The sequence below is a fragment of the Methylobacter sp. Wu1 genome (assembly GCF_036553575.1).
Classification (GTDB): Bacteria; Pseudomonadota; Gammaproteobacteria; order Methylococcales; family Methylomonadaceae; genus Methylobacter.
The window spans coordinates 24,951-48,341 of sequence record NZ_JAZHOC010000034.1 but is presented as its reverse complement, the minus strand read 5'-3'; the positions used below and the strand labels follow the sequence as shown (position 1 = coordinate 48,341).

Annotated in this window: 19 protein-coding genes; 6 read left to right on the top strand and 13 right to left on the bottom strand. The window is 55.7% G+C overall.

Annotated elements, in window-relative coordinates:
• Positions 1-363: 363 nt before the first annotated feature.
• Together V2P20_RS04050 and V2P20_RS04045 are read left to right on the top strand one after the other, a co-directional pair.
• A complete protein-coding gene (locus V2P20_RS04050; protein ID WP_331816362.1) occupies positions 364-1,443 on the top strand; it encodes a Fic family protein in 1,080 nt (359 codons plus the stop codon).
• Positions 1,444-1,734: 291 nt separating this feature from the next.
• Positions 1,735-2,511 (top strand): ATP-binding protein, encoded by a 777-nt coding sequence (locus V2P20_RS04045; RefSeq protein WP_331816360.1) that lies wholly within the window; start codon positions 1,735-1,737, stop codon positions 2,509-2,511.
• A 65-nt stretch (positions 2,512-2,576) separates the two neighbouring features.
• Here the strand turns inward: V2P20_RS04045 and V2P20_RS04040 are convergent, their stop codons facing one another.
• Both V2P20_RS04040 and V2P20_RS04035 read right to left on the bottom strand, forming a co-directional pair.
• Positions 2,577-3,008: a DUF2383 domain-containing protein gene (locus tag V2P20_RS04040; protein ID WP_331816358.1), complete on the bottom strand. Its 432-nt coding sequence runs from the start codon at positions 3,006-3,008 to the stop codon at positions 2,577-2,579.
• Positions 2,995-3,906, bottom strand: a complete 912-nt coding sequence (locus V2P20_RS04035) for a lipid kinase (protein WP_331816356.1) — start codon at positions 3,904-3,906, stop codon at positions 2,995-2,997. Before V2P20_RS04035 ends, V2P20_RS04040 begins: the two co-directional genes overlap by 14 nt.
• Before the next feature lie 190 nt (positions 3,907-4,096).
• Between V2P20_RS04035 and V2P20_RS04030 the strand changes: the two genes are divergently transcribed.
• The gene (locus V2P20_RS04030) at positions 4,097-4,243 is read left to right on the top strand and encodes a hypothetical protein (RefSeq protein WP_331816354.1); all 147 of its coding nucleotides are present in this window, start codon (positions 4,097-4,099) and stop codon (positions 4,241-4,243) included.
• Positions 4,244-4,431: 188 nt separating this feature from the next.
• Here V2P20_RS04030 and V2P20_RS04025 read toward each other — a convergent pair whose 3' ends face one another.
• The 3 genes from V2P20_RS04025 to V2P20_RS04015 form a co-directional block, all read right to left on the bottom strand.
• Positions 4,432-5,085, bottom strand: a complete 654-nt coding sequence (locus tag V2P20_RS04025) for a type II secretion system F family protein (protein ID WP_331816352.1) — start codon at positions 5,083-5,085, stop codon at positions 4,432-4,434.
• A gap of 163 nt (positions 5,086-5,248) precedes the next feature.
• Positions 5,249-6,709 (bottom strand): NAD(P)/FAD-dependent oxidoreductase, encoded by a 1,461-nt coding sequence (locus tag V2P20_RS04020; RefSeq protein ID WP_331816350.1) that lies wholly within the window; start codon positions 6,707-6,709, stop codon positions 5,249-5,251.
• 305 nt (positions 6,710-7,014) lie between these two features.
• Positions 7,015-8,184, bottom strand: coding sequence for an acyl-CoA dehydrogenase family protein (locus tag V2P20_RS04015; RefSeq protein ID WP_331816348.1), 1,170 nt, complete (start codon positions 8,182-8,184; stop codon positions 7,015-7,017).
• Between the two features lie 392 nt (positions 8,185-8,576).
• On the opposite strand from V2P20_RS04015, the gene V2P20_RS04010 reads away from it, so the two are divergent.
• Positions 8,577-9,323: a response regulator transcription factor gene (locus V2P20_RS04010; RefSeq protein WP_331816346.1), complete on the top strand. Its 747-nt coding sequence runs from the start codon at positions 8,577-8,579 to the stop codon at positions 9,321-9,323.
• 36 nt (positions 9,324-9,359) lie between these two features.
• Positions 9,360-9,494, top strand: coding sequence for a hypothetical protein (locus V2P20_RS04005; protein ID WP_331816345.1), 135 nt, complete (start codon positions 9,360-9,362; stop codon positions 9,492-9,494).
• Positions 9,495-9,573: 79 nt separating this feature from the next.
• On the opposite strand, the gene V2P20_RS04000 is transcribed toward V2P20_RS04005, so the two are convergent.
• The 6 genes from V2P20_RS04000 to V2P20_RS03975 form a co-directional block, all read right to left on the bottom strand.
• On the bottom strand, positions 9,574-10,104 hold the full coding sequence (locus V2P20_RS04000; protein ID WP_331816344.1) for an SRPBCC family protein: 531 nt from the start codon (positions 10,102-10,104) through the stop codon (positions 9,574-9,576).
• Between the two features lie 110 nt (positions 10,105-10,214).
• The gene (locus V2P20_RS03995) at positions 10,215-11,933 is read right to left on the bottom strand and encodes an ATP-binding protein (RefSeq protein ID WP_331816342.1); all 1,719 of its coding nucleotides are present in this window, start codon (positions 11,931-11,933) and stop codon (positions 10,215-10,217) included.
• A complete protein-coding gene (locus V2P20_RS03990; protein WP_331816340.1) occupies positions 11,917-13,461 on the bottom strand; it encodes a protein adenylyltransferase SelO family protein in 1,545 nt (514 codons plus the stop codon). The genes V2P20_RS03995 and V2P20_RS03990 overlap by 17 nt, the downstream gene beginning before the upstream one ends.
• Positions 13,462-13,470: 9 nt before the next feature.
• The gene (locus tag V2P20_RS03985; protein ID WP_331816338.1) at positions 13,471-14,826 is read right to left on the bottom strand and encodes a heterodisulfide reductase-related iron-sulfur binding cluster; all 1,356 of its coding nucleotides are present in this window, start codon (positions 14,824-14,826) and stop codon (positions 13,471-13,473) included.
• A gap of 141 nt (positions 14,827-14,967) precedes the next feature.
• Positions 14,968-15,612, bottom strand: coding sequence for a response regulator transcription factor (locus V2P20_RS03980; RefSeq protein WP_194970797.1), 645 nt, complete (start codon positions 15,610-15,612; stop codon positions 14,968-14,970).
• A complete protein-coding gene (locus tag V2P20_RS03975; RefSeq protein WP_331816335.1) occupies positions 15,609-16,934 on the bottom strand; it encodes a histidine kinase in 1,326 nt (441 codons plus the stop codon). Before V2P20_RS03975 ends, V2P20_RS03980 begins: the two co-directional genes overlap by 4 nt.
• 131 nt (positions 16,935-17,065) lie before the next feature.
• On the opposite strand from V2P20_RS03975, the gene V2P20_RS03970 reads away from it, so the two are divergent.
• A complete protein-coding gene (locus V2P20_RS03970; protein ID WP_331816333.1) occupies positions 17,066-18,022 on the top strand; it encodes a PQQ-dependent catabolism-associated beta-propeller protein in 957 nt (318 codons plus the stop codon).
• A 200-nt stretch (positions 18,023-18,222) separates the two neighbouring features.
• Here the strand turns inward: V2P20_RS03970 and V2P20_RS03965 are convergent, their stop codons facing one another.
• Positions 18,223-19,320, bottom strand: coding sequence for a TIGR00266 family protein (locus V2P20_RS03965; RefSeq protein ID WP_348532240.1), 1,098 nt, complete (start codon positions 19,318-19,320; stop codon positions 18,223-18,225).
• A 328-nt stretch (positions 19,321-19,648) separates the two neighbouring features.
• A complete protein-coding gene (locus tag V2P20_RS03960; protein WP_331816331.1) occupies positions 19,649-23,101 on the bottom strand; it encodes an AAA family ATPase in 3,453 nt (1,150 codons plus the stop codon).
• Between the last annotated feature and the right edge of the window lie 290 nt (positions 23,102-23,391).

Sequence of the window (23,391 nt, the reverse complement as noted above, 5' to 3'; positions counted from 1 at the left end):
TGTTGCGGCCGAATTCGATGGATTCGAACCAGCGGATCGATATAAATGCCGAGCTATCTTCCGAGGCGATGGATGCGCCTCACGGCATCGGCAGCATCCTGTAAAGCCAACATACCTTATCGCGTTGATAGACACGCTCTCCGCCTCTAATTATAATCAGGACGAATATCTATCTGGACATTTTTTAGACATAAAATATGAAAAATAAATACAACATTTTGTATTATAAATATTTTTATTAAAAAATAATGGACATTACCGGAGACATAAATTGTGATATTTTCCCTTGGGGAATATGAAGAGCATCCAGTTCGCATAGAAACTGACCGTTTCGGGCCGTTTGATTTGCAAATAGGCTGTAACATGCAAACGTTGGAAACGCTTTTATTGCGGGTGAATGATGCCCATCAGCGCTTTCACACCTCACCATTGTCGCCCATTGCCAATCATTTGGAAAAAGAAGTCATCGTCAGCAGTGTTTACGGCACCAACAGTATTGAAGGCGGCGCACTGAGTAAGACCGAAACACAATCAGCACTGGAACTCGATCCATCGAAAATTCAGGACATCGAACAACGCCGGGTCCTCAATCTTAAACAGGCTTATCAATTAAGCCGTCAGGCGGCATCTGATCCCAACTGGCAGTTGGATGTGGAATTTATTAAAGCCATGCATGCCGCCATAACCGACCAATTACCTCATGAGCGCAATCAACCTGGGGTTTTGCGCGATAATTCAAAATCAATCACCACTTATGTCGGTGATCCGGCACATGGTGGGCGTTATAAACCGCCGCAATACGGCAAGGATATTATCAGGCTGTCGGAAGCCTTGGTGGACTGGCACCAGCAACTGAAGGACCAGCAGATTCCCGCGCTGATCCGGGCGCCTTTAGTGCACTTATATTATGAATTGATCCACCCCTTTTGGGACGGCAATGGTCGTGTCGGCCGCGTGCTGGAAGCCACGCTGCTCCAAGCTGAAGGCTTTAAATACGCGCCCTTTGCTCTGGCGCATTATTATTTTGAAAACATAGACAGATACTTCGCCCTATTCAATCTGTCTCGCAAACAGGCCATGAAAAAGCGCCCTTTTCCCAACACCGCCTTTGTGGAATTTTTTCTGCAAGGCATGCTGATCAGCCTGAATAAATTGCATGACCGAGCCAATAATCTCATTAACATCTTGCTGTTTGAAATAGAGATCAAGCGCCGGTACGACCAGAAAACAATTAACGCTCGGCAGTACGCCATCGTCAGCCAGGTCTTGAATGCGGGACCGATTCCGTTATCGGAGTTACGGCAAGCGCCTTGGTACATGGCGCTGTATGAAAGCCGGACTGATAAAACCAGGCAGCGGGATTTAACCGCTCTGCGAGAACTAGGGCTGGTAAAGCTGGATAATGAAAAACGGCTTTGGCCTGGATGTTTTGATATAGCGTAATCAAGCTATCTTTACTTGCGCTATTGTTGCAATGTTTCCCTGATTCGCGCGGGTCGACAGCTCGATAGGATACATTGAGCGCGGCAATCGCGATGGATCCGCCTCACGGCATCGGCAGCATCCTATAAGCCAGCGTAGTAGGTTGGTTTGGCGAACCTGGCATTCGGAACCGCCCATGCCGGGTTTCCGCTAAAGCTCCAACCCGGCCTACCTGCTCGGTTCTCTGATTGCCTTTGTCGCATTGAATAACATACAATCCAAGTCACCCTCAGCAACCTTCTAAAAAAACCGATGATCGATTGGAACAGCACTTATGCGGCCATCTGGCGCCAGCGTCAGGCCTATTTGCGCCCGGTCCGGCAGACAGACCCGATTCGCCTGGATCAGCTATTGGGGGTTGATTCGCAAAAACAGCAATTGGTAGCCAATACCGAGCGCTTTCTGGCGGGGAAGCCTGCCAATAATGCCCTGCTCTGGGGCGCCCGCGGCACCGGCAAATCGTCCTTGGTCAAAGCCTTGCTGAATAACTATAAAGACAAAGGCTTGCGCGTCATCGAGGTGGACAAGGAGGATCTTTTGTACCTGCCGGAAATCGTCGATGACATCCGTGAACACGGTTACCGTTTCATCATCTACTGCGACGACCTGTCTTTCGAAAGCGGCGACAGTCTCTACAAGCCGCTGAAAAGCGTACTGGAAGGCTCCATCGAACTGCCGCCGGACAATGTGCTGTTTTACGCGACTTCGAATCGCCGGCATCTGCTGCCTGAGCATATGCGCGACAACCTGGAGACGCAATTGGTGAATGGCGAAGTGCATTATTCCGACGCCATCGAAGAAAAAATCTCGCTCGCCGACCGGTTCGGCTTGCGGCTGGCCTTTTACCCGCAGCAAACCCAGACCTATCTTGAGATTGTCGACAGCCATTTCACCGATTTCATGGGCGACCGCGAGGCTCTGCACAAGGCGGCGCTGGATTTTGCCCATCAAAACGCGTCTAAAAGCGGACGTACCGCCAGACAGTTTTTCAATGCCTACAGCGAAACCGCCGCTATAGATAATTGCTGACCCGCGCGCCTTATCGCATTTGGCAGATCTAAAGCCAAAGGCCGCGGCGCGTGAACCCGCCATTATCAACAGATCCTTTCCCGCTTTTTCCTTGCGCCGGCTGCCGAGGCTTGCAGTTCCCGCAATATGGCCATCGTCTCTTCGTCAAAATCCAGACGGAAAGCCTCGTCAATGTCCTGCATAAGCTGTGAGTCGATCTCGTCCAGACTGGCCAACAGTTCATTCTTTTCATCCTCTGAAAAGGCGGCTTTTATCCGGGTAAAAATCTCCTCGACCGCCAGTTTTTCGGGGTCAGGCGATGAAGGCATATCGCCGAGCTTATACATCTTTGGCGCCAGCTTATCGACAAGCCTTTTACGCTCCACGGCCAGCTTATCAAGCAGCGTTCCGGCCTGTTCATCCTGAATGGACTCCCCGACCCGGCAGTAATGATCGATCGATCTGAGGCCTGAGTTGATGACAGTATCAAGGGCAACCTGTTTTTCAGTTCTCAGCATTGCGCCCCTCCCAGGTAAAATATTCATCCGGCACGTACACCTGCAAACGGTTCGGATGCAGCTCAAAACAAGCGGGCGTTTTGGAAACATATTCCCCGTCCGCCCATATATCCATCTTTCTCGAAGTATTTATCCTGATGCTCTCGCCGCTGCGCAGCCAGACACCCTCGCGGCCTTTCAACTGGCCGCCCAGAATGACTACCGAGTGGCTCAGGAAACGCCAGAAGCTTTGCGGTTCCAGGCTGAAAATCCTCAGTTTATGATCATCGACCGAAGCTTCCTTCGATAAAGCCATGCCGCCCCCGTAAAACCGGCCGTTGGCAACGGTGATGTGAATCGAGCGCACGCTGAAGCCCTCCCCGTCGCAGACGATATCGGCGCGATAGGGGCGCATCGAGTTAAAGGTTTCAATCAGGCTTCTTGCATAACTGAACCGTCCCCAGCGGGATTTAAGGTCTTTGGTCAGGGCGCGGTTTACTTTGACGCCCAGCCCGATATGCGCGGCGTTGACAAACCAGCGACCGTTCACCTTGCCCAGATCTATGGCATGCAGACGGCCGCTGGCGATGACCGCGGCGGCTGACTCGGCAGATTCCGGAATCTTCAAGGTACGCGCCAGGTCATTGGCGGTGCCCATCGGTAAAATGCCCAGAGCAAGACCGCATTCCGAGAGCGCCCCCGACGCGGAACCCATGGTGCCGTCACCGCCGGCAAGGATAACGGTATCGACTTTGCCGCAGTATTGCCGAATCAGGTCGTTAATCCGGGCAGGGTCCTCGGATTCCTGTTCGATCAGGCTGATGCCGGAGTCTTTAAGCACCTCGATGGCGCCACTAAGCTCATTGTCTGCTTTGCCGCTTTTTTTATTTGAAATAAAAAGCGCGTTTCGTCTAGTCATGCGAGCCATTCCGACAGGATAAATATGTACTGCAAGGTGATCGCTCCGGGAACCAGCAATAGTGTTAAATCGAACTTAGCCTCAGGATGCAATCATTGATCAGGTTAATTCGGTGCATGCACTAATAGACAGTTCTTTTCCCGAGTTGTTTAAGTGAGTAATGAGCATGGAATAAATCAGCAAAGTGTAAGTGCGAATTGATTCGCACTGTGCGCCGGAAAATCCTCCGCCTGTTCAGGAATCACCTCAAACCCCGGATCGAGCCGAGCATGCCGGTTTCGACCGTCACGCTCAGACGCGTGATTTTGTCGACGCGGATCGCGTTCTGGGGCTGTGACGGATCGATATTGAACTCGTTTTATCCTGATTCCAAATCGCAACTGTCGGGTTACGGCTAAAGCCTAACCCGACCTACATGCCTAAAGCCTGGCCGAGCGCCTCGTTATCACGCTCCTGCTTGGGAATGCATACCGAATTCAAGCGCCGGTACGGGTTCCCACGCAGGAGCATGGGCACCAGACATACCTAATGCCCGCCCGACACCCGCGAAAACAACGCCTGAAAAAGCGCGTAATAAACAAAACCCACCATGCTGCCGATCACCAGAATCATCGCCGGCTCGATCAGTGCCGACAGCCGCTTGATCGCAATCTCCAGCAATTTTTCGTAATAAACGCCCAGCTCCTGCAGCACATAGTCGAGATTGCCGGTGCTCTCGCCCACCGCAATCATCTGCGCCACCAGCGGCGGTATTTTCGGATGACTGAGGCTGCGGGAAACCTCCCTGCCCTCCAGAATTTTTACCGACGCTTCCTGCAGTTTGTCCGAATACACCCGGTTGCCGATCAGGCTGGCCGTGATTTTCATCGCGTCGTACACCGTCACGCCGCTGCGCAGCAGGATATGGTCGATCCACAAACGGCCCATACGGGTCTGATAGAGCGGCAGCACCAGGGTGATGAAAGCGATCAGACTGCTGACAATGAACAGGCCGTTGGCGCGCACGACGGCCGGATAAATCATGGCGTTGATCATCTGCGCGCGCAGTGCCGCCTTTTTATCGAAATGGACGGCCAGCCGCTCCATGATGGCGCCGAGATCGCCGCTGCTTTCCCCGGCGACCACCAGATTCACCGCCATGTCCGGAAACACCGCCTTGTGTTTGCGCATGGCCGACAACAGCGACTCGTATCGCGCTCAGGATTGGATTCGAAATCACCTCCCGATATCCATTTCGCGTTATTGAGCACTCGTAGGAGCGATGCCCTCATCGCGACTAAAAACCGCCGCAAGCCGCGATGAGGGCATCGCTCCCACGAGGCAGTCGTTGACTGCCCAAGCCTTAGGAAGGATCAATTCCGGCTAAAACTTCCCGATAATCGGCAGGACGGTAATGGGAAAACCATTCCAACAACCAGTTCTTCTTGCGCTGGGGATCGATGCCCGCATCCCGTAGCAACTCGTCGTGATAGTTCCACATGTGCAGTTTGATTACCGTGGCGCGGCTGGAAATTGCCGGCATGAAGCTGCGCTTCCAGGCTTTTATGGCGTCGATTTCCGCCAGCATTGCCGCGTGATCGGGCAATTGGAACTTGCCTTTGAGCAGGTTGACCAGCCAGACGGCCGCAAGATGCGAGGTCAACGAATTGGAAAACGTCGCCGCCCGGCCGATGAATGCCATATTGGACAGCTTGGGATGAACGATATGCCGGTAAAGATAAACGCCGTCATCTTCCAGGGCGGTTTTGAACACGTCCGGCAGAAAATCATACCGGGGTTTGTAACCGGTCCCGAAAATCACCACATCGCATTCGAGGTGCTCGCCGTTCTCAAGGATCACGCCGTCTTCCGTAAACGCCTTGATCGTGGCGCGCCGGTTGTTGATGCCTCCTTCCCGCATCAGCGCGTAAACCTCCCTGCGCGGCACAAAGTCCAGATTGAAGATATCGATTTCCATGCGTTCATCGGGAACGGTATCGCAAACCTTGAGAGAAAACTGAAATTTGACAAGCCCTTCGAAAAAACGCCAGAACCCGGACACCAGCCAGGGAAAACCGTTGTGCAGAAGTCTGGACCAGCGATCGGGGCGTTGATACAGGGGCAGAAAGCCGCTGAAAAAGCGGGTCAGGCAAATTCTCCGGGTATCCAGGATGTCCAGGATGTCCATCGGAACGGGCCAATGGGCCTTGCGGTAAATCAGGTCAAGCTTCTTGGCGAATTTGGCCGCCTCGCCCGCCACATCCAGGGCGCTCTTGCCAAAACCGACCACCACGGCCTTGCGTCCGGTAACCAGCGCCGGGCCGGCATAGTCCTGCGAATGCATGATCCTGCCTTTGAATTTTTCCTGTCCCGGAAATTCAGGGATATAGGGATCGAAATAAAGCCCGGAGGCCACCACGACAAAATCGAATGTCTTCCACATTGACTTGCCGGTAGCTTTGTCGGTCACCTGCAAGGTCCACCGGCCGTCTTGCTGCTGTTCCAGGCGGTCAACGGCGGTTTTGAAGCGGATTTTGTCGTACACGCCGGTGTCTCTGGCATAGTTTTCGAAATAGGCTTGCAGCTCCTCGCCGCTGGGAACGCGCGGGTAACTGTCAGGCATCGGGTAATCGGGGATTTCGTACAACGACTTGGGCGTTTGCAGCCCGAAAGTATGATAACCGGCCGTCCATACGCCGCCAACGCGCTCCCCTTGTTCGAAGACCTCACAGTCGAAGCCCTCCTGGCTCAATAATCTGGCCGCGCCGATGCCGGAAATGCCCGCGCCGAGGATGCCGATGGTTTTAATTGTTGTTTTTCTCATAAATAAACCCATGAATGAACGGTATTAATAATTTTTATTATTTGGGTCTGGCTAACGTCATCCTCAACCGAATAATACCATTTTCATCATAAGGCAATAGCTTTAAGTGCTTGTTTTTACAATAATTTACATTTGCTTATCGAAGAGAGACGGGTTGTTGCGCTATCAACTAAAGTCAAGCCGGCTTTCCGGTAATTACCGCGATAACACGGAAGCGGCTGCCTGGGCGGCAAATCGTATCCTGAACTTCCCGCCGGGCATCTGGCCGCGCCCCGATCGATTTCAGGGCAAGGCCCTGCTTCATCCTAGAACCGTAAGAACATCCAATCGAGATCGAGCCCGAGCATGATTTGCCCGACCGACTCCAGCTTGTTCGCGTTCGTGAAGCCGTGCTGCGCGATGACGTGAATATCGCGTAAGTACCGCTCGAACGGATACTCCTCGCGAATGCCCGAAGCGCCGGCGATCTCGTGGATGAGGCTTACGGCCTTGGCGCATTCGAGCGTGGCATGGGTCATGGCCAGTTGCATGCGGCCTTTCAGCGCCAAGGTGATGGGTCTTTCGGTGACGGCTTCCTGCCAGGCTTCCTCGAACGCGCCGAACAAAAAAGCGCGGCTGGCGCCGAGCTTGGCTTCGGCCTGCGCGAGCTGCGATTGCACGACGGCGTGGCTCTTGAGCGTTTTCGCGCCATAAGCCGGTGTCTTGTTGATGATGAGGTCTATGGCTTCATCGATGGCCGCGCGCGCAATGCCGAGCGCCGACGCGACGAGGATCGCGAACGCCGGCCAGACCGTCAGCCGGTACAGCGGCCCCTGATAGGCGCTGCCCGGTTTCACTGACGGCTCCCACGGCGCAACCCAGTGCTCGGGGATGAACACGTCCCGTATATCGACATCATGGCTGCCGCTGCCGCGCATGCCCATCGTGTGCCAATTGTCCACGATGTCAACCTCGGATGCGGGAACGGCGATCAGCCGTGTTTCGGGCATGCCATAGGCATTGACGCGCAATTTGTTCCTGTCATGGATGTGGGCGAAGCCGATAAAAACCGTGGCATAGTGGGCGCCGCTCACGTATGACGTGCGCCCCGAGATGCGGTAGCCGCCCGCGACCGGCACGGCCTTGCGTGCGGGGTTGAAGGCGCCGACCGGAATCGCGTCGAAGTTGAAAATCTCCCGCGCGCCCTGGTCGCTGAACCACAACGCGAACATATCGTGGGCAACGGAGATTTGCAGGTTCCAGCCCGCCGCGCTGTCGATGCGCGAGACTTCCTCGATGACGCGGAAGCCGGATATCGGGTCGAGCTCGAAGCCGCCGAACGCCTTCGGCCGCCACAGCCGGTAAAGCCCCGCCTGATGCATTGCCTTGGCTACGGGGGCGGCCAGTTTCCGCTCGCGCTCGGCCTCGGGGGCGTGCTGCCGGATGATCGGCTCGATTTCCCGCACAGCTCTTAGAAGGGTGTCGGTTGTGGACATAAAGCATTCTCTGTTCGTATCGTTATTAAACAAATCCATAAATGAATGGCATTAATAATTTTCTGCTCAGGACTTACGCATTTTCCCTATCTCTCGCCGGCAGGAATAGTGCATGTGGGGGCGGCTTCAGTCGCCCCACATGCAAAGCTTGCGTAAGCCCTCTGCCTTGGCTGACGCTGGCCGGTTCCATAATACCATTTTGACCGCCGAGCAATTGGCTTAAACATTTGTTTTTACAAAAATTTACATCTATTTATGAACCTGGTTGACGGATTTCCGCAAGGCTTTCAGCTTGAATGCAACCGTTTTCCGGCTTTTGGCTCGCGGCGCCAAGCGGTACTATAATGGCCGCATAAAACTGAATGGCTGCAATAGGTAATGAGGTAAAAGCAGTGACAAGTATTTTGATCGTCGACGGCGACGCGGAACAGGCCGGACTATTTCAAGACTGCCTGGAACGGGAAGGCTTTAAGGTGGCGGGCGTCCATGACGGCTTGGGCGGATTGAAGTTGGCGCTGTCGGGCCAATACGGCCTGGTGATTCTCGACACCATACTGCCCGACATCAGTGGCTGTGAGATTCTGGTGCGCATCCGCCAGGAAAGCCAAATTCCGATCCTGATGCTCACCGCCGGGGATTACGATGCCGACTGTACAATCGGTCTGCTGGAAGATGGAGCCGACGATTATCTCTGCAAACCCTGCACGCCTCGCGAACTGGCGGTGCGCACCCGAGCCCTTCTGCGCCGCGTCGAAGCCGCTGTCGATAAAAGGGCGCCGGATGAGCCGATTGACACCGGACCGCTGAAAATATGGAGCGACAAGCGTAAAGCCGTCTGGTTCGGCAAGGAACTGGAGTTGACCAGTACCGAATTCGATTTGTTGAAAACATTGGCTCTCAATGTCGGCCGTACCGTCAGCAAGCACGAATTATCGGAAAAAGCCCTGGGCCGGCCGCTGGCGCGCTTCGACCGCAGCATTGACATGCACATAAGCAGCATCCGGCAGAAACTGGGCCATCGGAACAATGGCCACTCGTACATACAGACAGTGCACGGCAAGGGCTATCAACTGCTCAGAGACCATACCTGGGCCGTTTATTCCGGAAACGCTTTTTCGAGTTTCGGCTGGCATTGCTGACCGCCGGCGACGGCATAACCTTCCGGCGGCTTCGAAATGCCGGCTGTATCAACCCGGTCCAGCCTGCTTGAAGCCCTGGCCGGATGGCTGCGCAGGCCTTCCGGGCCGAACGCCCAAAGGGCGAATGAATTCGCCCCTACATTCATCGGCAAATCGGAACGTTATTTTTAACCGAATCCCAAGAGCCATGGGCCATGCCGCGGCATAAAGCCTGGCTGTCGCCCGGCGCTTGCCGAAGAATCCGAAAAGCTCACTTTTCCAGCTTTTGCTTAAGGCCGCTCAGGCCGTTTTTGAAGAACGCGTTCATGGCCTTGACGGCCGCTTCGTCACTGAGATTTTCGGGCGGCGTGTTGCTGGTGTCGCCGCGGTAAAAACGGCTTTTCAGCGTGACCACGCTGCTGTCGGCCGTCTCGCCGGCAGTCAACTGCATCGCGATGGAGTAGGAACTGGTCGGGAACGCCTGCACGTTTTCGGTTTTCAGGCGATAGCTGTATTCGTGATCCTTGTCGCTGTAGAAATCCAGCTCTTCCACGAGCTGGCCGCCGTTTTGCAGCGTGATCGTGCGCGTGCCGCCGGATTCATGCTTGCCGTCGCCGATGCTTTCCTTGACGTCGGGATGCCAGCCCGAGATGCCGTCGAATTGCTTGATGGCGGCCCAGACCGCATCGCCCGGGGCATTGATGACCACGCTCTCCTTGGCTTTTTGCGGCGTCGGCCCGTGGGCCAGGGACGCTACGGGAAATAACAGAAAAGCGATTAATGCTGCGGGTGTGAACTTCATATCAATACTATGCCTTGTTTAAAAGGACACAGTATCGATGAATCCGCCTTAAAGGCATCGGGCAAATTTCCCGACGCCGGCAGGGACAATTCCTTTTTTGATTCTACCGCTCAGGCACGCACATCTTCCCGCCTGGCCGGCTTGTCCATGCCCCTGAACACCGAACAGCGCTTGAACACGTCCAGGGTCGCCGCCACCCGTTTTTGCTGGCAGAACTTGGCGGCCAGTTTGGTCAGTCCCTTGATTTCCCGGCCGGTCGCATCAGGGAAAGCATCCGCCAGTTCTTCGATCAGTTCCGGGGCTACGGCCAGATCGAACTGCTCGGTCATGACTTGCCAGATTTTGACCCGGTCCGCCCGTTGCGGCGGGTAATAGCGGATCAGGGCGATGCAGCGGGAAATGATGGCTTCATCGATATCATCGATCCGGTTGGTGGTCAGAAACAGCAGGCCGTTGAAATATTCCAGCACGCGCAGAAATACGCCGACCACGGCATTCGAAGACAAATCGTCGTTGCGGCGGCGGATGTAGACATCGGCTTCGTCGATCAGCATCACGGCGCCCCAGCGTTGCGCGCGGATCAGGGTGTCCTTGAGCGCCTTCTCCATTTCCGCGACGTTCAAGCCCAATTGGCCGGAATGCACACGGTACAGCGGGCGCTGGATGATTTCCGAGTAAACCTCGGCGGTCAGCGTCTTGCCGACTCCGGCAGGGCCCGCGCAAAGTACCGTCGTGCCGCCGGATTTGCCTTCGACGATATCATCCATCAGCACATCCATCTCAGCGGTCAGGATGTCGATCAGATCGGTCTGCTCGGGCGGCAGGATCAACTTTTGCTTCAATTCGGGCCGGTAGCGGTAGGGCTGCAGTTTGTCGACATACACCCAGACATGGTGATGCAGTTCCAGATGGAACATCAGCATGTAGCCGTGCACCGGCAGCTCGGTGAACAGGCCTTTGGGAATGGACGCCCTGAAAGCTTCCGCCAGCTGTTCCACCTTGCTGTCGTAGCGTGCGCTTTTGCCGGCCCGGCGCAGAAAGCCGCCCAGAATATCCCCGGACGCATCCAGTGTTAACACGCGATCGCCGAGAATATTTTCATCATTGACCAGCCGGGTGCTGCCGCCGCCGGAAGACAGCACGACGACATTCTTGCGGGTCCAGTCGTTGCTGCGATGATTGGCGGTCGGGTCTTCGGCATAGATGCCCGTGCCCTTGCCCGAGAACTGTTCGCCGTAGCGCGCCCGCCAGTCGAAATAACGCGCCGCGGATTCGTCGTAGGCCGCGATCAGCTCCGGCGTTTCCTTCAGATAGCCCTTCATGGCCAGGATTTCGCTGATTGATTGCCCGTCGATGTCTTTTTGCCGAATGATCAGGTTTTCGATGGCGATTTTGCCGCGCGAGTTGGCTTTCAGCTCGATCAGTATTCTGCCGGCCTCTTCTTCGCCGGGCGGCGTATAGTCAAGCCGGGTGATCAGATAGGCCGTGGTTCTGCCGGATGCGCTGACGCGGAACAGCCAGCCGCGCAACGCATCCTCAACCAGATAACCGGCAATCGCCGGCACCAACCTTTCCAGGTCGTCGGCCGAATACTTCTGCCCGTCGTCATTGAGCGCTTTTTGCAGTGTGGCGATCATCGCCGCCTGGCTGCGCATGTCAGAGCCGGCCTGCTGATAAAGATTCTTAAGATAGCCGAGCTCGGAACTGGATAGCCGGTTAAAAGGCACTTCCGCCTTGTTGCCGAAGCGCAGTTGGTCCTTAAGCGGCATCAGTTCCGGAAATTCCGCCACCATTGCATCAACATAATTTCTTTCAATCTGCAATTTCATTTTCTGATGCCTCTTTAATAGTTGATAGGCTGGGCTGGAGCTTTAGCGGAAACCCGGCATGGACGGCTCCAATGCTGGGTTTAACAACCCGGCCTGCGGCCGATGCCTTCTGCTGTGGCAGGCTGTAAAAATCCATGCCCGCCTGCTCCTCATACGGGTTTTGCAGCAGCGTCAACAGTCTGTCCAATTCAGTGAAGTCGCCTTTTTCGGCTTTTTGTACGGCCTGATCCAGAAAATGCCTGCGCAGGATATAGCAGGGGTTGACCCGGTTCATGCGTGCCAAGCGCTGGTCCGCAGATGCTTTTTCCAGTCTCAGCCGATCCTGATAGCTGTCCAGCCAGTTTTGCAGCGGGGCGGCAAATGTCGGGAAATCTAATGAGCCTCGACCTGGCTCAAAGCCGGCAAGGCTGCGGAAAAAGCAGGCATAGTCGGCGCCGGAACGGGCCAGTGCCGACAACAGGCCGCTTACCAGATCGGCATCGCCGGGATGCTGCGTCTGCAGTCCCAGTTTCGCCCGCATGGCTTGCAGATAATGCTGCTGGTAGGTTTGCCGGTACAGGCGCAGCAAGCCGGCCGGTATGGTCGGCGAGGGCAGCAGCGAGACAAACGCCTGGGCCAGCGCCAGGCAGTTCCAGCGCCCGATGTCGGACTGCTGATCATACTGATAGCGATTCTGGTCGTCGGCCGGATTCGGCGAAAAGCCGGGATCATACGCTTCCATGAAACCGAACGGGCCCAGATCCAGCGTTTCGCCGCTCAGGGCCATGTTATCGGTATTCATAACCCCGTGGACGAACCCCACACTCTGCCAGCCGGCAATCAAGCGGGCCGTCCGCTCGATGACCGTTTCCAGAAACCGCAGCGGCCGTTTTTCCGCCGCTTCATCGAGCAATTCAGGGAAATAGTGTTCGATAACAAATAGAAACAATTCCCGCAGGTCATCGACATCATCGCGGTGATGGAAGTATTCGAAATGACCGAAACGGATATGCGAGCTGGCCATTCTGACCAGAATGGCGGCCGTCTCGCTGCGTTCCCGGCGTATTTCCGTGCGGCTGCCCAGCAGGCAGAGCGCGCGCGTGCTGGGAATGCCAAGCGCCGCCAGCGCCTCGCCGGCCAGGTATTCCCGGATCGTGGCGCCAAGCGGGCTGCGGCCGTCCAGCGTGCGCGAATAAGGCGTCAAACCCGCGCCTTTCAGCTGAATTTCGTAAGTCTCGCAGTTTGCGCCCCGCGTCTCGCCCAGGGTAATGGCGCGGCCGTCGCCCAGCCGCGAGGTAAAGATGCCGAACTGATGCCCGGCGTAAACCGTGGCAACGGGATGCATGCCGGGCAGCAATTCGTCGCCGCTAAAACAGCGCAGTGCCGCATCGTTGCTTAATTGTTCGGCCTTCAGTCCCAATAGCCGCGCGGCCTGTGCATTGCAATGCACGAAATAGGGCGAGGCCACTGGCGTCGGTTCAACCCGCTGACAGAATGACGGCGGCCGGTGCAGCCAGGGGTTGGCCCATTGCAGCGTGTTCACTGCCATAGCCCGCAGTCATCGGCCGAGCGCAGCATACAGGATCTCGGCAATATGCAGCGGCTTGGCATGGCCGCCGTTCAGGATTTGCTGCCGGCAGGAAAAGCCGTTGGCGACAACCGCCGCATCGGGCTCCGCCCGCAAGGCCGGGTAAAGCCCCTGCTCTGCCATTTCGCGCGAGAAACCGGCATGTTCGGACTCCAGGCCGAATTGCCCCGCCATGCCGCAGCACGATGATTCAATTTGTTCGCTATCCAGTTCCGGGATCAGCTTCAGCACTTTGCGCATCGCCTTGGTCGCGCCGACCGCCTTCTGATGGCAGTGGCCATGTATCAGCAGTTTTTGTCTGCCCAGCGCATTGAACGCCAGGGTCCAGCGTTTGGCCGCCTGTTCCCTGGCGATAAACTCTTCTAGCAATAACACTTTCGCTGCCAATTGCCTGGCCTGCTCGCCAAGGCCCATGCTCAGATATTCATCCCGCAGGCTGAGCATGCAGGATGGCTCCAGGCCGATGATCCAGCGATCCGCTTCAAGATGCGGCGTCAGCGCCTGCAGCAAGCGGTGTGCTTCCTGACGGGCCTCGTCGATCATGCCGTTGGCGAAATAGGTTCGCCCGCAGCATAAAGGCCGCTTTGCCGCACCGGCATGCTCATCTTCATCCAGCAAATGAACCCGGTAGCCCGCAGCCGTGAGCACCGAGACGGCCGCCTCGGCAACGGTCGGATTGAAATGGCGGTTGAAGGTATCGACGAACAGCACGACTTCCGGCATGCCGGTGTCATTTTTCAGTTTGTCCCGCACGGATGCCGCGTTAAACGGCTGTCCGACGGGTTCCGGCAGTTTCACTTCGGCGCTGATGCCCAGCAATCGATCCCCGCACTGCGCCAGCATCCTATGGCGGTTGCGCCATCTGATCATCAGCCGGCCCAGCCGGGGAAACCGGGCCAGCAGTTTTGGCACGGCCGCAAACAGGCGGTTGCGCAGCGGTATGCCGGCGGTGCTGAACCGCTGGGCCAGAAATTCGGCTTTGATCAGCGCCATATCCACTTCGTTCTCGCATTCGCGCTTGCAGCCTTTGCAGCTGACGCACAGGTCCATCGCGTCGGCCAGTTCATCATGCTCGAACGGTGCGCTGCCGAACTCGCCGTTAAGCGCCGCTTTCAGCAATTTGACTCGGCCGCCGGTTGATAGCCCGGGGCTGCCGCTGATGCGAAAACTGGGGCACATAATCCCTTTGCCGGCTTGCTCGCAGGCGCGGCTGCCAATGCATACGGCAATCGCCTTGGCGTAGTCGCCGCCGGCCCTGGGAATGTCGGCATAGGCGTCCCCCATGCCGGCGTCCTGATAAGCTGACCAATCGAGAAAGAGTTTCATGATGACGCTGAAGTTGATGACAACAGACTATGAGCAAAATGGATGCCAGCGCCTTAATTAAGCTAAACGCTTGTTTTATAGGGAATTGGCTCTGGAGGGCAATGTAGGAAAGCCTACAAGCGGCCAAGCCTTCGGGACGATTCAGTTTTTCATGATGCCCAGCACCATGGCGATATGCGCCAGTTCGGCCGTCGTCGATACCTTGAGCTTGCTTTTGATCTGCGTGCCGTAATTGGCCACGGTTTTATAGCCCAGGCACAGCTCATCGGAAATTTTATGCATGGTCAGGCCTTTAGCCAGCAACCGGAAGACGTCGAATTCCCGCGCGGACAATGAATCGATCAGCGCCCGGTAGTCGGAATCCTTATTGCGCTCAGGCAGGCTTTCCCTTAAGCCCTGTTCTATATAAGTTTCACCGGCGGCTATTTTCTCTATCGCTTCCACCAGAATCGCCGGCGCGGTGTTCTTGGTGATATAGCCTTTCGCTCCGGCGGCAAGCGCCCGGTTGACGTAAACCGCCTCGTCATGAACGCTGAACACCAGTATTTTGGCCGCGCTATCGCGCAGCAGAATGCGCCTTATGCTCTCCAGCCCGCCGATGCCGGGCATCGACAGGTCCAGCACGATGACGTCCGGCTTTTTGTCCAGGTAAAGCTGACAGGCCTGCTCGCCCCGCTCGGCCTCGGCTACCACGTCTATGTGGTCCACGGAAGATAACAGCAGGCGGAAGCCTGCCCTGACGACCGCATGGTCGTCCACCAGAATAACTTTTATTTTTTCTTTCATTTCAGGGGAATGGTTGCGATGATGTTCATACCTTGTTGAGGCCGTGTTTGCAGGCGGAGTTCACCGCCCAGGCTTTTTATTCTCTCTCTCATGCCCAGCAGCCCGAAACCCATTTTGACCTGTTCCGGCGCGTAGCCCTTGCCGTTATCGGTCACCTGCAGGCGCAATTCTCTGCCGGAAGCGGCCTGAGGCACGATTTCAAGGCAGATGACGGCCTGTTCGGCCTGCGCGTGACGGACGGTGTTGGTGATGCACTCCTGCACGATTCTGAAGACCTGAATGGTGATTTTCTGCTCCAGCCCGTCAACTTCATCGGAACAGCTCAGGTTCAGCTTTAATTCGGGATTTCGGGTTGCCCACTGATTGATCAGGTCTTCCAGGGTCGCCTTCAAGCCCAGTTCGGTCAGGCTCAGCGGATGCAGATTGCGCATCATGGAGCGCACGACCGTGATCAGATGATCGCAAATGCCGGTAATGGCATCGGTAATCCGCTCGGTTTCGGCTTTGTTGCGCTTGGCCGTGACCGCCATGACTTTAATCGCTGTCAATGATTGTCCCAGTTCGTCATGCAGTTCCTGCGACAAACGCTGCCGCTCCTCTTCCTGGATCTCCAGCGAGTGCAGCGTCAGGGCTCTGTTTTCCTTGTGAGCCGCATCCAGGACGTGGGTCATGTGGTTGATGGCTTTGGCGATGTGGTCGTATTCCTTGATGGAAAACTCAGGCAGTTTTTGCTGATACTCACCCTGTTCAATGACTTTGAGTGCATCGACGATGACGGCTGTCGCCTTGAATGCCTTGTTGAAAGCCAGATTGACGGCCAGAAACGTGACCAGTGTCATCACCAGCATGGAAATGAAAAATGAACAGCTTTCCTCCCATACCTCGACGATTTCGTCCAGCGGGTCGGCCTGAATGATCAGCGTGATCCGTTCGCCGTCAGCGGTAGTCAGTTGTTGCTCAAGTTGCGGGTATTCCGCCGAGACCAGATGGATAAACCATTGGGGCGGCATATAACCATCGATCTCATCTTTCTGCTTGGCCGCATAGCTGACCACCCCGCCAACAGGCTTTTTCAATTGAATGTTCAGATGGCGGGTCTGCTTCAGCGAGACGAACCGGGGCAGCCAGGTATCGACATCAAACGCCGCCTGTTGTGATTGCGGAAAATTGAGCTGAATGAGCTGGGCGGCCAGATTGAGCGACGAATCGATCTCCCTGCTCACAGCGCCGCGCGCCTGCCAGATAGCCACGGAACCACCTAAAATCAGGATAGCGATGCTGACCAGGAAAATTCTAATGTTGATCTGATAACGTAAACTCATTTTCGGCCCGTTTAAATTTTCAATTATGGTGTCCAGATTCCTCTCCCGCTATAGGAAAAATTCTTTTTTTTACAGCCGTTATTTATCTTCTTGACAGCAATGATATGTTGTCTTTTTTTGTGTGCAGATTTATGAAACATTTTATTACGGCTGCCCTGCTGATAGCAGGCGGCATAGCTCACGCCGAAACGGTTTTTGTGACGCTGGAAAAAGACAACGCCCTTGCGGTCGTCGATCCGGTTGAAGGCAAGCTGCTGAAAACGGTCAGTGTCGGCCAGCGTCCGCGCGGCATCGCCATCAGCAAGGATTATCGGCATCTTTACATCGCCACCAGCGATGACAATACCATCCGCATCATTGACAGCGAAACCTTTGCCGAGGAAGGGCAGTTGCCCTCCGGCAAGGACCCGGAAACGTTCGCGCTCGATCCCGACAGCCAGTTCGCCTACGTCTCCAACGAAGACGACAGCCGGGTGACGGCCATCGACATTGGGCAGCGCAAGGCCGTCAAGGAAATTCCGGTCGGCGTCGAACCGGAAGGCATTACCGTCAGCCCGGACGGCAAGTGGGTCGCCAGCGCTTCGGAAGCTACCAACATGGTGCACTGGATCGACCGGAAAAGCCTTCAAGTCGTCGATAATACGCTGGTCGATCCCCGGCCCCGCGCACTGAGCTTTACCGCCGACAGCCAACAGCTCTGGGTCACCTCGGAAATGGCCGGAACGGTAACGGTGATCGATGCGGCGTCGCGCAAAATCATCAAGCAGATCAAGTTCGCCGTCACGGGCGTCACAGACGACAAGATTCAGCCGGTCGGGGTCGTGATCGACAGCAAGCGCCAATGGGCCTATGTAGCCTTGGGGCCGGCCAACCGGGTTGCCGTGGTTAATGCCCAAACCCTTGAGGCGGAGAAATATCTGCTGGTGGGGCAGCGGGTCTGGAATCTGGCGTTCTCGCCGGACCAGAAACGGCTTTATACGACCAACGGCGTCAGCAATGACATCTCCCTGGTCGATCTGGAAACCCACAAGGTGACCAAATCCGTGGGCGTCGGGCTTTACCCGTGGGGCGTTGCGGTCAAGCCTTAGACGCTGTATCCGCTTAACACAGGTTGCCCGGCAAGCTGAATTCAGATCGACTGAGTTAAGCCGCCGCCAGCGCGACAGTTATGTGAACCGGGTTTCCGATGCCGGTGCGAATCGTTCGCACCGGCATCGGAAACCCATCCGCACGGTTAAAGAGGTTGTGCATGCGCGTTGCTAAAGACCGGTCTCTGTACATGGCCGCATCAGTCCCCGTCGAGTAAATTCCCCAGTCCTCCCAGAATGGAGCCTTCGCCTTGTTGTCTGCCGCCCCCTTGCGGCGCCGACGACATCATCCTGCCCGCCAGGCGCGAGAACGGCAGACTTTGCAGCCAGACGGTGCCGGGACCGGTTAACTTGGCAAAAAACAAGCCTTCGCCGCCAAACAGCATGGTTTTAATGCCGCCGGCCTGTTGAATGTCAAAATCAACGCTGCCCGTCATTGCCGCCAGACATCCGGTATCGACATGCAGCATTTCTCCGGCGGCCAGTTCTATTTTATGCAGACAGCCGCCGGCATGTACAAACACCCAGCCATTGCCTTCCAGTTTTTGCATGACAAAACCTTCACCGCCAAACAGGCCAGTTAAAATACGGCGCTGGAAATGAATGCCGATCTGCACGCCTTTGGCGGCCGCCAAAAAACTGTCTTTCTGGCAAATCAGTTTTTGGCCGTAGTCGTTCAAATTCAAGGCAAGAATAGTGCCTGGAAAAGGCGCCGCGAACGCTACCTTACCTTTGTCGTGTGCGTTTTGTGTGAACACGGTAACAAACAGGCTTTCGTTAGTCAGCAGACGCTTACCCGCGCCCAGCAATAGCCCCATGATACCGGATTGCTGATTGGCCGAACCGTCACCGAAAATGGTTTCCATTTTTACTCCCGCGCTTTTGTACATCATCGCGCCGGCCTCGGCGACCGCGCTCTCTTGCGGGTCCAGTTCGATTTCCACAAACTGCATTTCATGGCCGTAGATTTTATAATCGATACCGTCCGTGACCGCCTGTTGGCCAAAACCGCCGGAAGACTGGGCATCCGGCTGCGTATTAGCCGCACTGACCGGCTGAGCGCCGACAGGCAACGCTGCCGGTTTGGGCGACATCATATGCGCAGGCGGCGGCGGAAAAGGCGTGACGCCGTCTTTCTTCATCGGCCTGATTTCAGCCGCTTCGAAAATGGGAATCCAGTCGGGAAAACGCGGACACCAGCAATAAGCGCCTTGGTGTTCACGGGCGAAAACTTTTGCATAATCCAATGAATAGGGGCCGCTGACTGTATTGTTAAAAGAAAAAAACCATTCATTCATCGTGGGAGCCTAGCTTAATCATGAAATGTAGAAACAGTCTATGAGTATAGACTAACCGTTTTTTTTGATACAGCAGGGCATTCCTGTTCAGGCAGGGTGCCAGCGGCGGGTGAAGCGGCGAGCAGCGCCGCTTCCGGCTGAAATAGCCTACAGGGCGCAAAAGAAAGCAACTCGCCTTCGGGTGCAATAAGCCCGATTCAGATAACCGTCGCGTTAACCGCATCTTTTAATCGAGGCAATGCTTTCGTTGCCTGCGGGGCATGAAAATCGGCCCGGCATGATGGCTGCCTGCCAGGCTTTTATGGCTTAAGTCCGTAGCAGGCTGTTATCAAGATGCTTTCCTCAGCTCGCCCATGCCGTTCGGCTTCCTGAGCACTTGCAGCTGCGCCTTGAAGCGTTTCTGCACACTTTCGACATGGGAAATGACGCCGACGACTTTTCCGTGCGTATGCAGGCTTTCCAGCGTGCTGATGACCGTGTACAGGTTTTCCGCATCGAGGTTGCCGAAGCCTTCATCCAGGAACAGCGAATCCACGGCCCTGCCGTTGTTGGCCAGTTCCGAAAGTCCCAGGGCCAGCGCCAGGCTCACGATGAAGCTCTCGCCGCCGGACAGGGTCCGGGGCAGGCGGCGGACGTTGGCCTGATAGGTATCCTCGATTTCCAGCGCCAGCCCCTGTTCGCTGGGCGCCTGCCGGATGTAATAGCGGCCGCTGATTTTTTCGAGTATTTCATTGGTTTGCGCCAACAGCTTTTCAGCGACCTGCCTTTGCACGCGGCGGCGGAACTCCACGCCGCTTTCGGCCGCAATCTGCTGGGCTTCCGCCAGGCATTGGCCGGCGATGGCTTCCTGATCCTGGAGCTGAGCCAGAATCGCATCATGCCGCTGCTTCTGCTGAGCCTGCTCCTTCAGCGTTCTTTCCAGACGCTGGACTTCCATCTGCGCAATGTCCATTTTTTCGGCCAGGCTTCTTAATTGAACCTCTATTTCTTCCCTGCTTAACGCCGCGTCTGCATGGGCCAGCTCGGCCTGCAGCAGGGCTTTTTGCTGCTCCAGCTGCGCCGCCATGGTTTCGATGTCCTTCTCCAGCGCGGCCAATTGCCGCTCCAGCTCCGGCTGATCCTGCATCAGGTCAAGCGTGGACTCAAGCGCCTGCAGGCTCGTGAACTGTGTGCCCTGCAGTTTTTGCAGCAGCGCCTGCCGCAGGCCGGCAAGCTCGGTTTCCTGTTGCGCGATCTGCCGTTCCTTGTCGGCAATCATCTTCTGCTTCTCGATCAAAGCCAGATGCAGGCCGACGGTTTCTTCCTGCTGCAGGCGGCGGCCGTATACTTCGAGCTTGTCATTGTCTTCCTGTATCTTGGCCCGGGCGACAGCCTCTTTTTCCGCCAGCGAATCCATCTCCTCGGTCAAGGATCTGCGACGGAATACATAGCCCTGATAATCCTGGCGGCGGCTGTTGAGCCGGTCGAACAGGGCGTCTTCCTTGCCGCTGGCCGGCAGTTTTTCTCCGAGCCGGGCCAGCTGTTCGGTCATTTTGGCGACCAGCTCTTTTTCTTCCTGCTGATAGTTGACCAGCGCCGCTTCCGTGTCGATCTGGTCCTGCGGACGTCCCTGCCATTCGGCATCCAGTTTCTCGGTGCCGTCCTTGAGCCGTTCGAGCGCGGCTTCGTTCTTGGCCAGCGATGATTTCAGCTTTTCGATACTGTCCTGCTTGCTTCGGTATCGGGAAGCCAACGCGCCTATTTCTTTCAGTTCATCGATTTCGGCCTGCAGCAGCTGCTTCATCAGCTTGGTGTTGCCGATATCCAGTTTGCTGCTGGCGACATTGAGCCGGTTGCACAACATCGTCCATTGCGATTTGATCTGCGCCAGCTGCTTATCGGTCGCATCTCTCTTCTCGGCCTGCCGTTGCGCGGCCTTGATTTGCTGCGTCAGCCTGCCGACCTTCGCCGTCAGCGCCTGCAGTTTTGCGCGCTGATCGGTTAACGCCTGCTGGGAATTGGATACGGCCGGGGGACGCCTGACATACGGGTGAGTCAGAGATCCGCACAACGGGCAGGGCTTGCCTTCCACCAGATGCTGCCGGTCCGCTTCCATTTTTTTCAGCAGGGCTTCGCGGACGACCGACTCTTCCAATGCGCGTTTGATATTCTCCTCGCGGCTTATTTCCTGCTGGGTCTGTTCCAGATCGCGGTTCAAGGCGTCGATATCGTATTCCGGCTCCGCTCTACCCAGCAGGCTGCCGAAAAAACCGAGACCCGCTTCATTCAGTTTCTGATGCGCGCGCGCAAGGCTGTTCAATTCATCGAATGCCTTGACGCGCTCCTGCTGTTCCAGGCGCAGCTCTTCAATTTCATCGGGATTGTGGCCTTCCGCCAGCGATACCAGTTCCTGCTCTTCTTCATTTATCTTGTCTTTTAACTCGGCCTGTTTTTTGATGCCCTGTTCGATCGCAGACTTGTTGTTTTTCAGCGAAGCGGTCGTGTTCTTGGTCCATTTGGCGAAGGACTTCTGTTTTTCCCTTAACTCGACCAGCTCTGTCCTAAGCTTTTTCAGGCGGCCGGTTTCAGGGAAGTCAGACAGCAAGGCTTCATCGGCGGCATGCTCGTCCAGCCATGCATTGACGGTCTCCAGCACGGCTTTCTTTTCCTCGATCTGCGCCCCCAAAGCCTGGCGCAAACCCATTTCCGACTGCCGGTCCATATTGAGCAGTTCGATCTGCGCCTTGGTGCTGTCTATGGCCTCCTTCTGCTCGGCAACGGATTTATTGGCCAGATCGACCGGGGCGTTTCTGTCGATATTCGAGGCGGCGAACATGGCCTCCAGCTGTTTCAGTTCGTTGCGGTAGGCGGCCAGCGCGGCTTTGTCCTGCTGAACCGCCTGATTTTTGTCGGCAATGGCCGTGGCATCGTCCTGAAAGAGCAGCGCGTCCTGGGCGGTGGCCAGTTTGGCCAGGCTTTCCTGCTGGCTTTCGGCCTGTTTTTGGGCGTCCTGCAATTGTTTTTCCTGGCCGGCGATTTCGGTTTTCAGCATCGCTATGCGTCTTTGCGCGGCCTGCTGTTGCTTCAATTGGTTGTGATCGGCGCGCAATTCGGCGTACTGCTCGCTGAAGTCGATCAAATCATGCTCGCACGCTTCCCGTTTTTCAGGCGGCATGATTTGCACTATCGCCAGATCCTGCCTTAACTGGTCCAGTTGTTTTTGCGCGCTCTCGGCCTTGTCAATGACATTTTTCCGGTAATCGGCGTAGATATCGCTGCTGATGATTTTCTCGAGGATATCCATGCGCTCGGTATCGAGGGCGTTCAGGAAAGCGGCGAAATCGCCTTGCGCCAGCATGATCGAGCGCGTGAAATTGCGGAAATTCATGCCGGTGATTTCGGTAATCAAGGCGCAGACCGAATGCGGGGTATCGGCCAGCAGTTCCTCGTTTTCGCCGAGGCGGGTCAGCGTCATGACCGGCGGCGTCAGTTCCGCATCGGGGCGGCCGCCTTCGCGCTCGACATGCCAGCTTGACCGGTATCGGTCAGCGCCCAGCGAAAATTCGATCACGGAAAAACAGTCGGCCGTGTGCTTGGTCATGACATGCCGGGCCGGGCGTTCAAAGCGGAACGTCTCGCCGTATAAAGCCAGCGTGATCGCGTCGAGAATGGCGGATTTGCCGGAACCATTAGGGCCGGTAATGGCGAAAACACCGGTATCAAACGGCGCCTGATCAAAGTCAATCCGGTTCTCGCCTTCTAATGATTTGATATTTTTAAAATAAATGCTGAGTATCTTCATAAATTACTGTTTTATATAGAGGTGTAATATCAAGATCAGGCATTTGGTACACACCTTGGTACACGTTTTTAAAGTGCTTACATGATACAGCGTAGGATTAGCCGAGAAAACATCAGGCAAAAAAAAAGCCGCATTGGTTGCGGCTGTTAAATCATCGAACATAAAAAAGGCCGATAAAAAATCAGCCTTGGTTGACTATGTGTCTATTTATTTAATAGGCGAAAACATATATGCAGTTTTATATAGTTTCAAGTTGTTTCGATATTGCTTGATTCTGACTCTGTATCGTT

What these genes read in the sequence shown, in the direction of transcription:
- V2P20_RS04050 (WP_331816362.1), top strand. Translation starts at nt 364, where the DNA reads ATGCAAACGTTGGAAACGCTTTTATTGCGGGTGAATGATGCCCATCAG.
- V2P20_RS04045 (WP_331816360.1), top strand. Translation starts at nt 1,735, where the DNA reads ATGATCGATTGGAACAGCACTTATGCGGCCATCTGGCGCCAGCGTCAG.
- V2P20_RS04040 (WP_331816358.1), bottom strand. Translation starts at nt 3,008, where the DNA reads ATGCTGAGAACTGAAAAACAGGTTGCCCTTGATACTGTCATCAACTCA.
- V2P20_RS04035 (WP_331816356.1), bottom strand. Translation starts at nt 3,906, where the DNA reads ATGACTAGACGAAACGCGCTTTTTATTTCAAATAAAAAAAGCGGCAAA.
- V2P20_RS04020 (WP_331816350.1), bottom strand. Translation starts at nt 6,709, where the DNA reads ATGAGAAAAACAACAATTAAAACCATCGGCATCCTCGGCGCGGGCATT.
- V2P20_RS04015 (WP_331816348.1), bottom strand. Translation starts at nt 8,184, where the DNA reads ATGTCCACAACCGACACCCTTCTAAGAGCTGTGCGGGAAATCGAGCCG.
- V2P20_RS04005 (WP_331816345.1), top strand. Translation starts at nt 9,360, where the DNA reads ATGCCGGCTGTATCAACCCGGTCCAGCCTGCTTGAAGCCCTGGCCGGA.
- V2P20_RS04000 (WP_331816344.1), bottom strand. Translation starts at nt 10,104, where the DNA reads ATGAAGTTCACACCCGCAGCATTAATCGCTTTTCTGTTATTTCCCGTA.
- V2P20_RS03995 (WP_331816342.1), bottom strand. Translation starts at nt 11,933, where the DNA reads ATGAAATTGCAGATTGAAAGAAATTATGTTGATGCAATGGTGGCGGAA.
- V2P20_RS03990 (WP_331816340.1), bottom strand. Translation starts at nt 13,461, where the DNA reads ATGGCAGTGAACACGCTGCAATGGGCCAACCCCTGGCTGCACCGGCCG.
- V2P20_RS03985 (WP_331816338.1), bottom strand. Translation starts at nt 14,826, where the DNA reads ATGAAACTCTTTCTCGATTGGTCAGCTTATCAGGACGCCGGCATGGGG.
- V2P20_RS03980 (WP_194970797.1), bottom strand. Translation starts at nt 15,612, where the DNA reads ATGAAAGAAAAAATAAAAGTTATTCTGGTGGACGACCATGCGGTCGTC.
- V2P20_RS03975 (WP_331816335.1), bottom strand. Translation starts at nt 16,934, where the DNA reads ATGAGTTTACGTTATCAGATCAACATTAGAATTTTCCTGGTCAGCATC.
- V2P20_RS03970 (WP_331816333.1), top strand. Translation starts at nt 17,066, where the DNA reads ATGAAACATTTTATTACGGCTGCCCTGCTGATAGCAGGCGGCATAGCT.
- V2P20_RS03965 (WP_348532240.1), bottom strand. Translation starts at nt 19,320, where the DNA reads ATGAATGAATGGTTTTTTTCTTTTAACAATACAGTCAGCGGCCCCTAT.
- V2P20_RS03960 (WP_331816331.1), bottom strand. Translation starts at nt 23,101, where the DNA reads ATGAAGATACTCAGCATTTATTTTAAAAATATCAAATCATTAGAAGGC.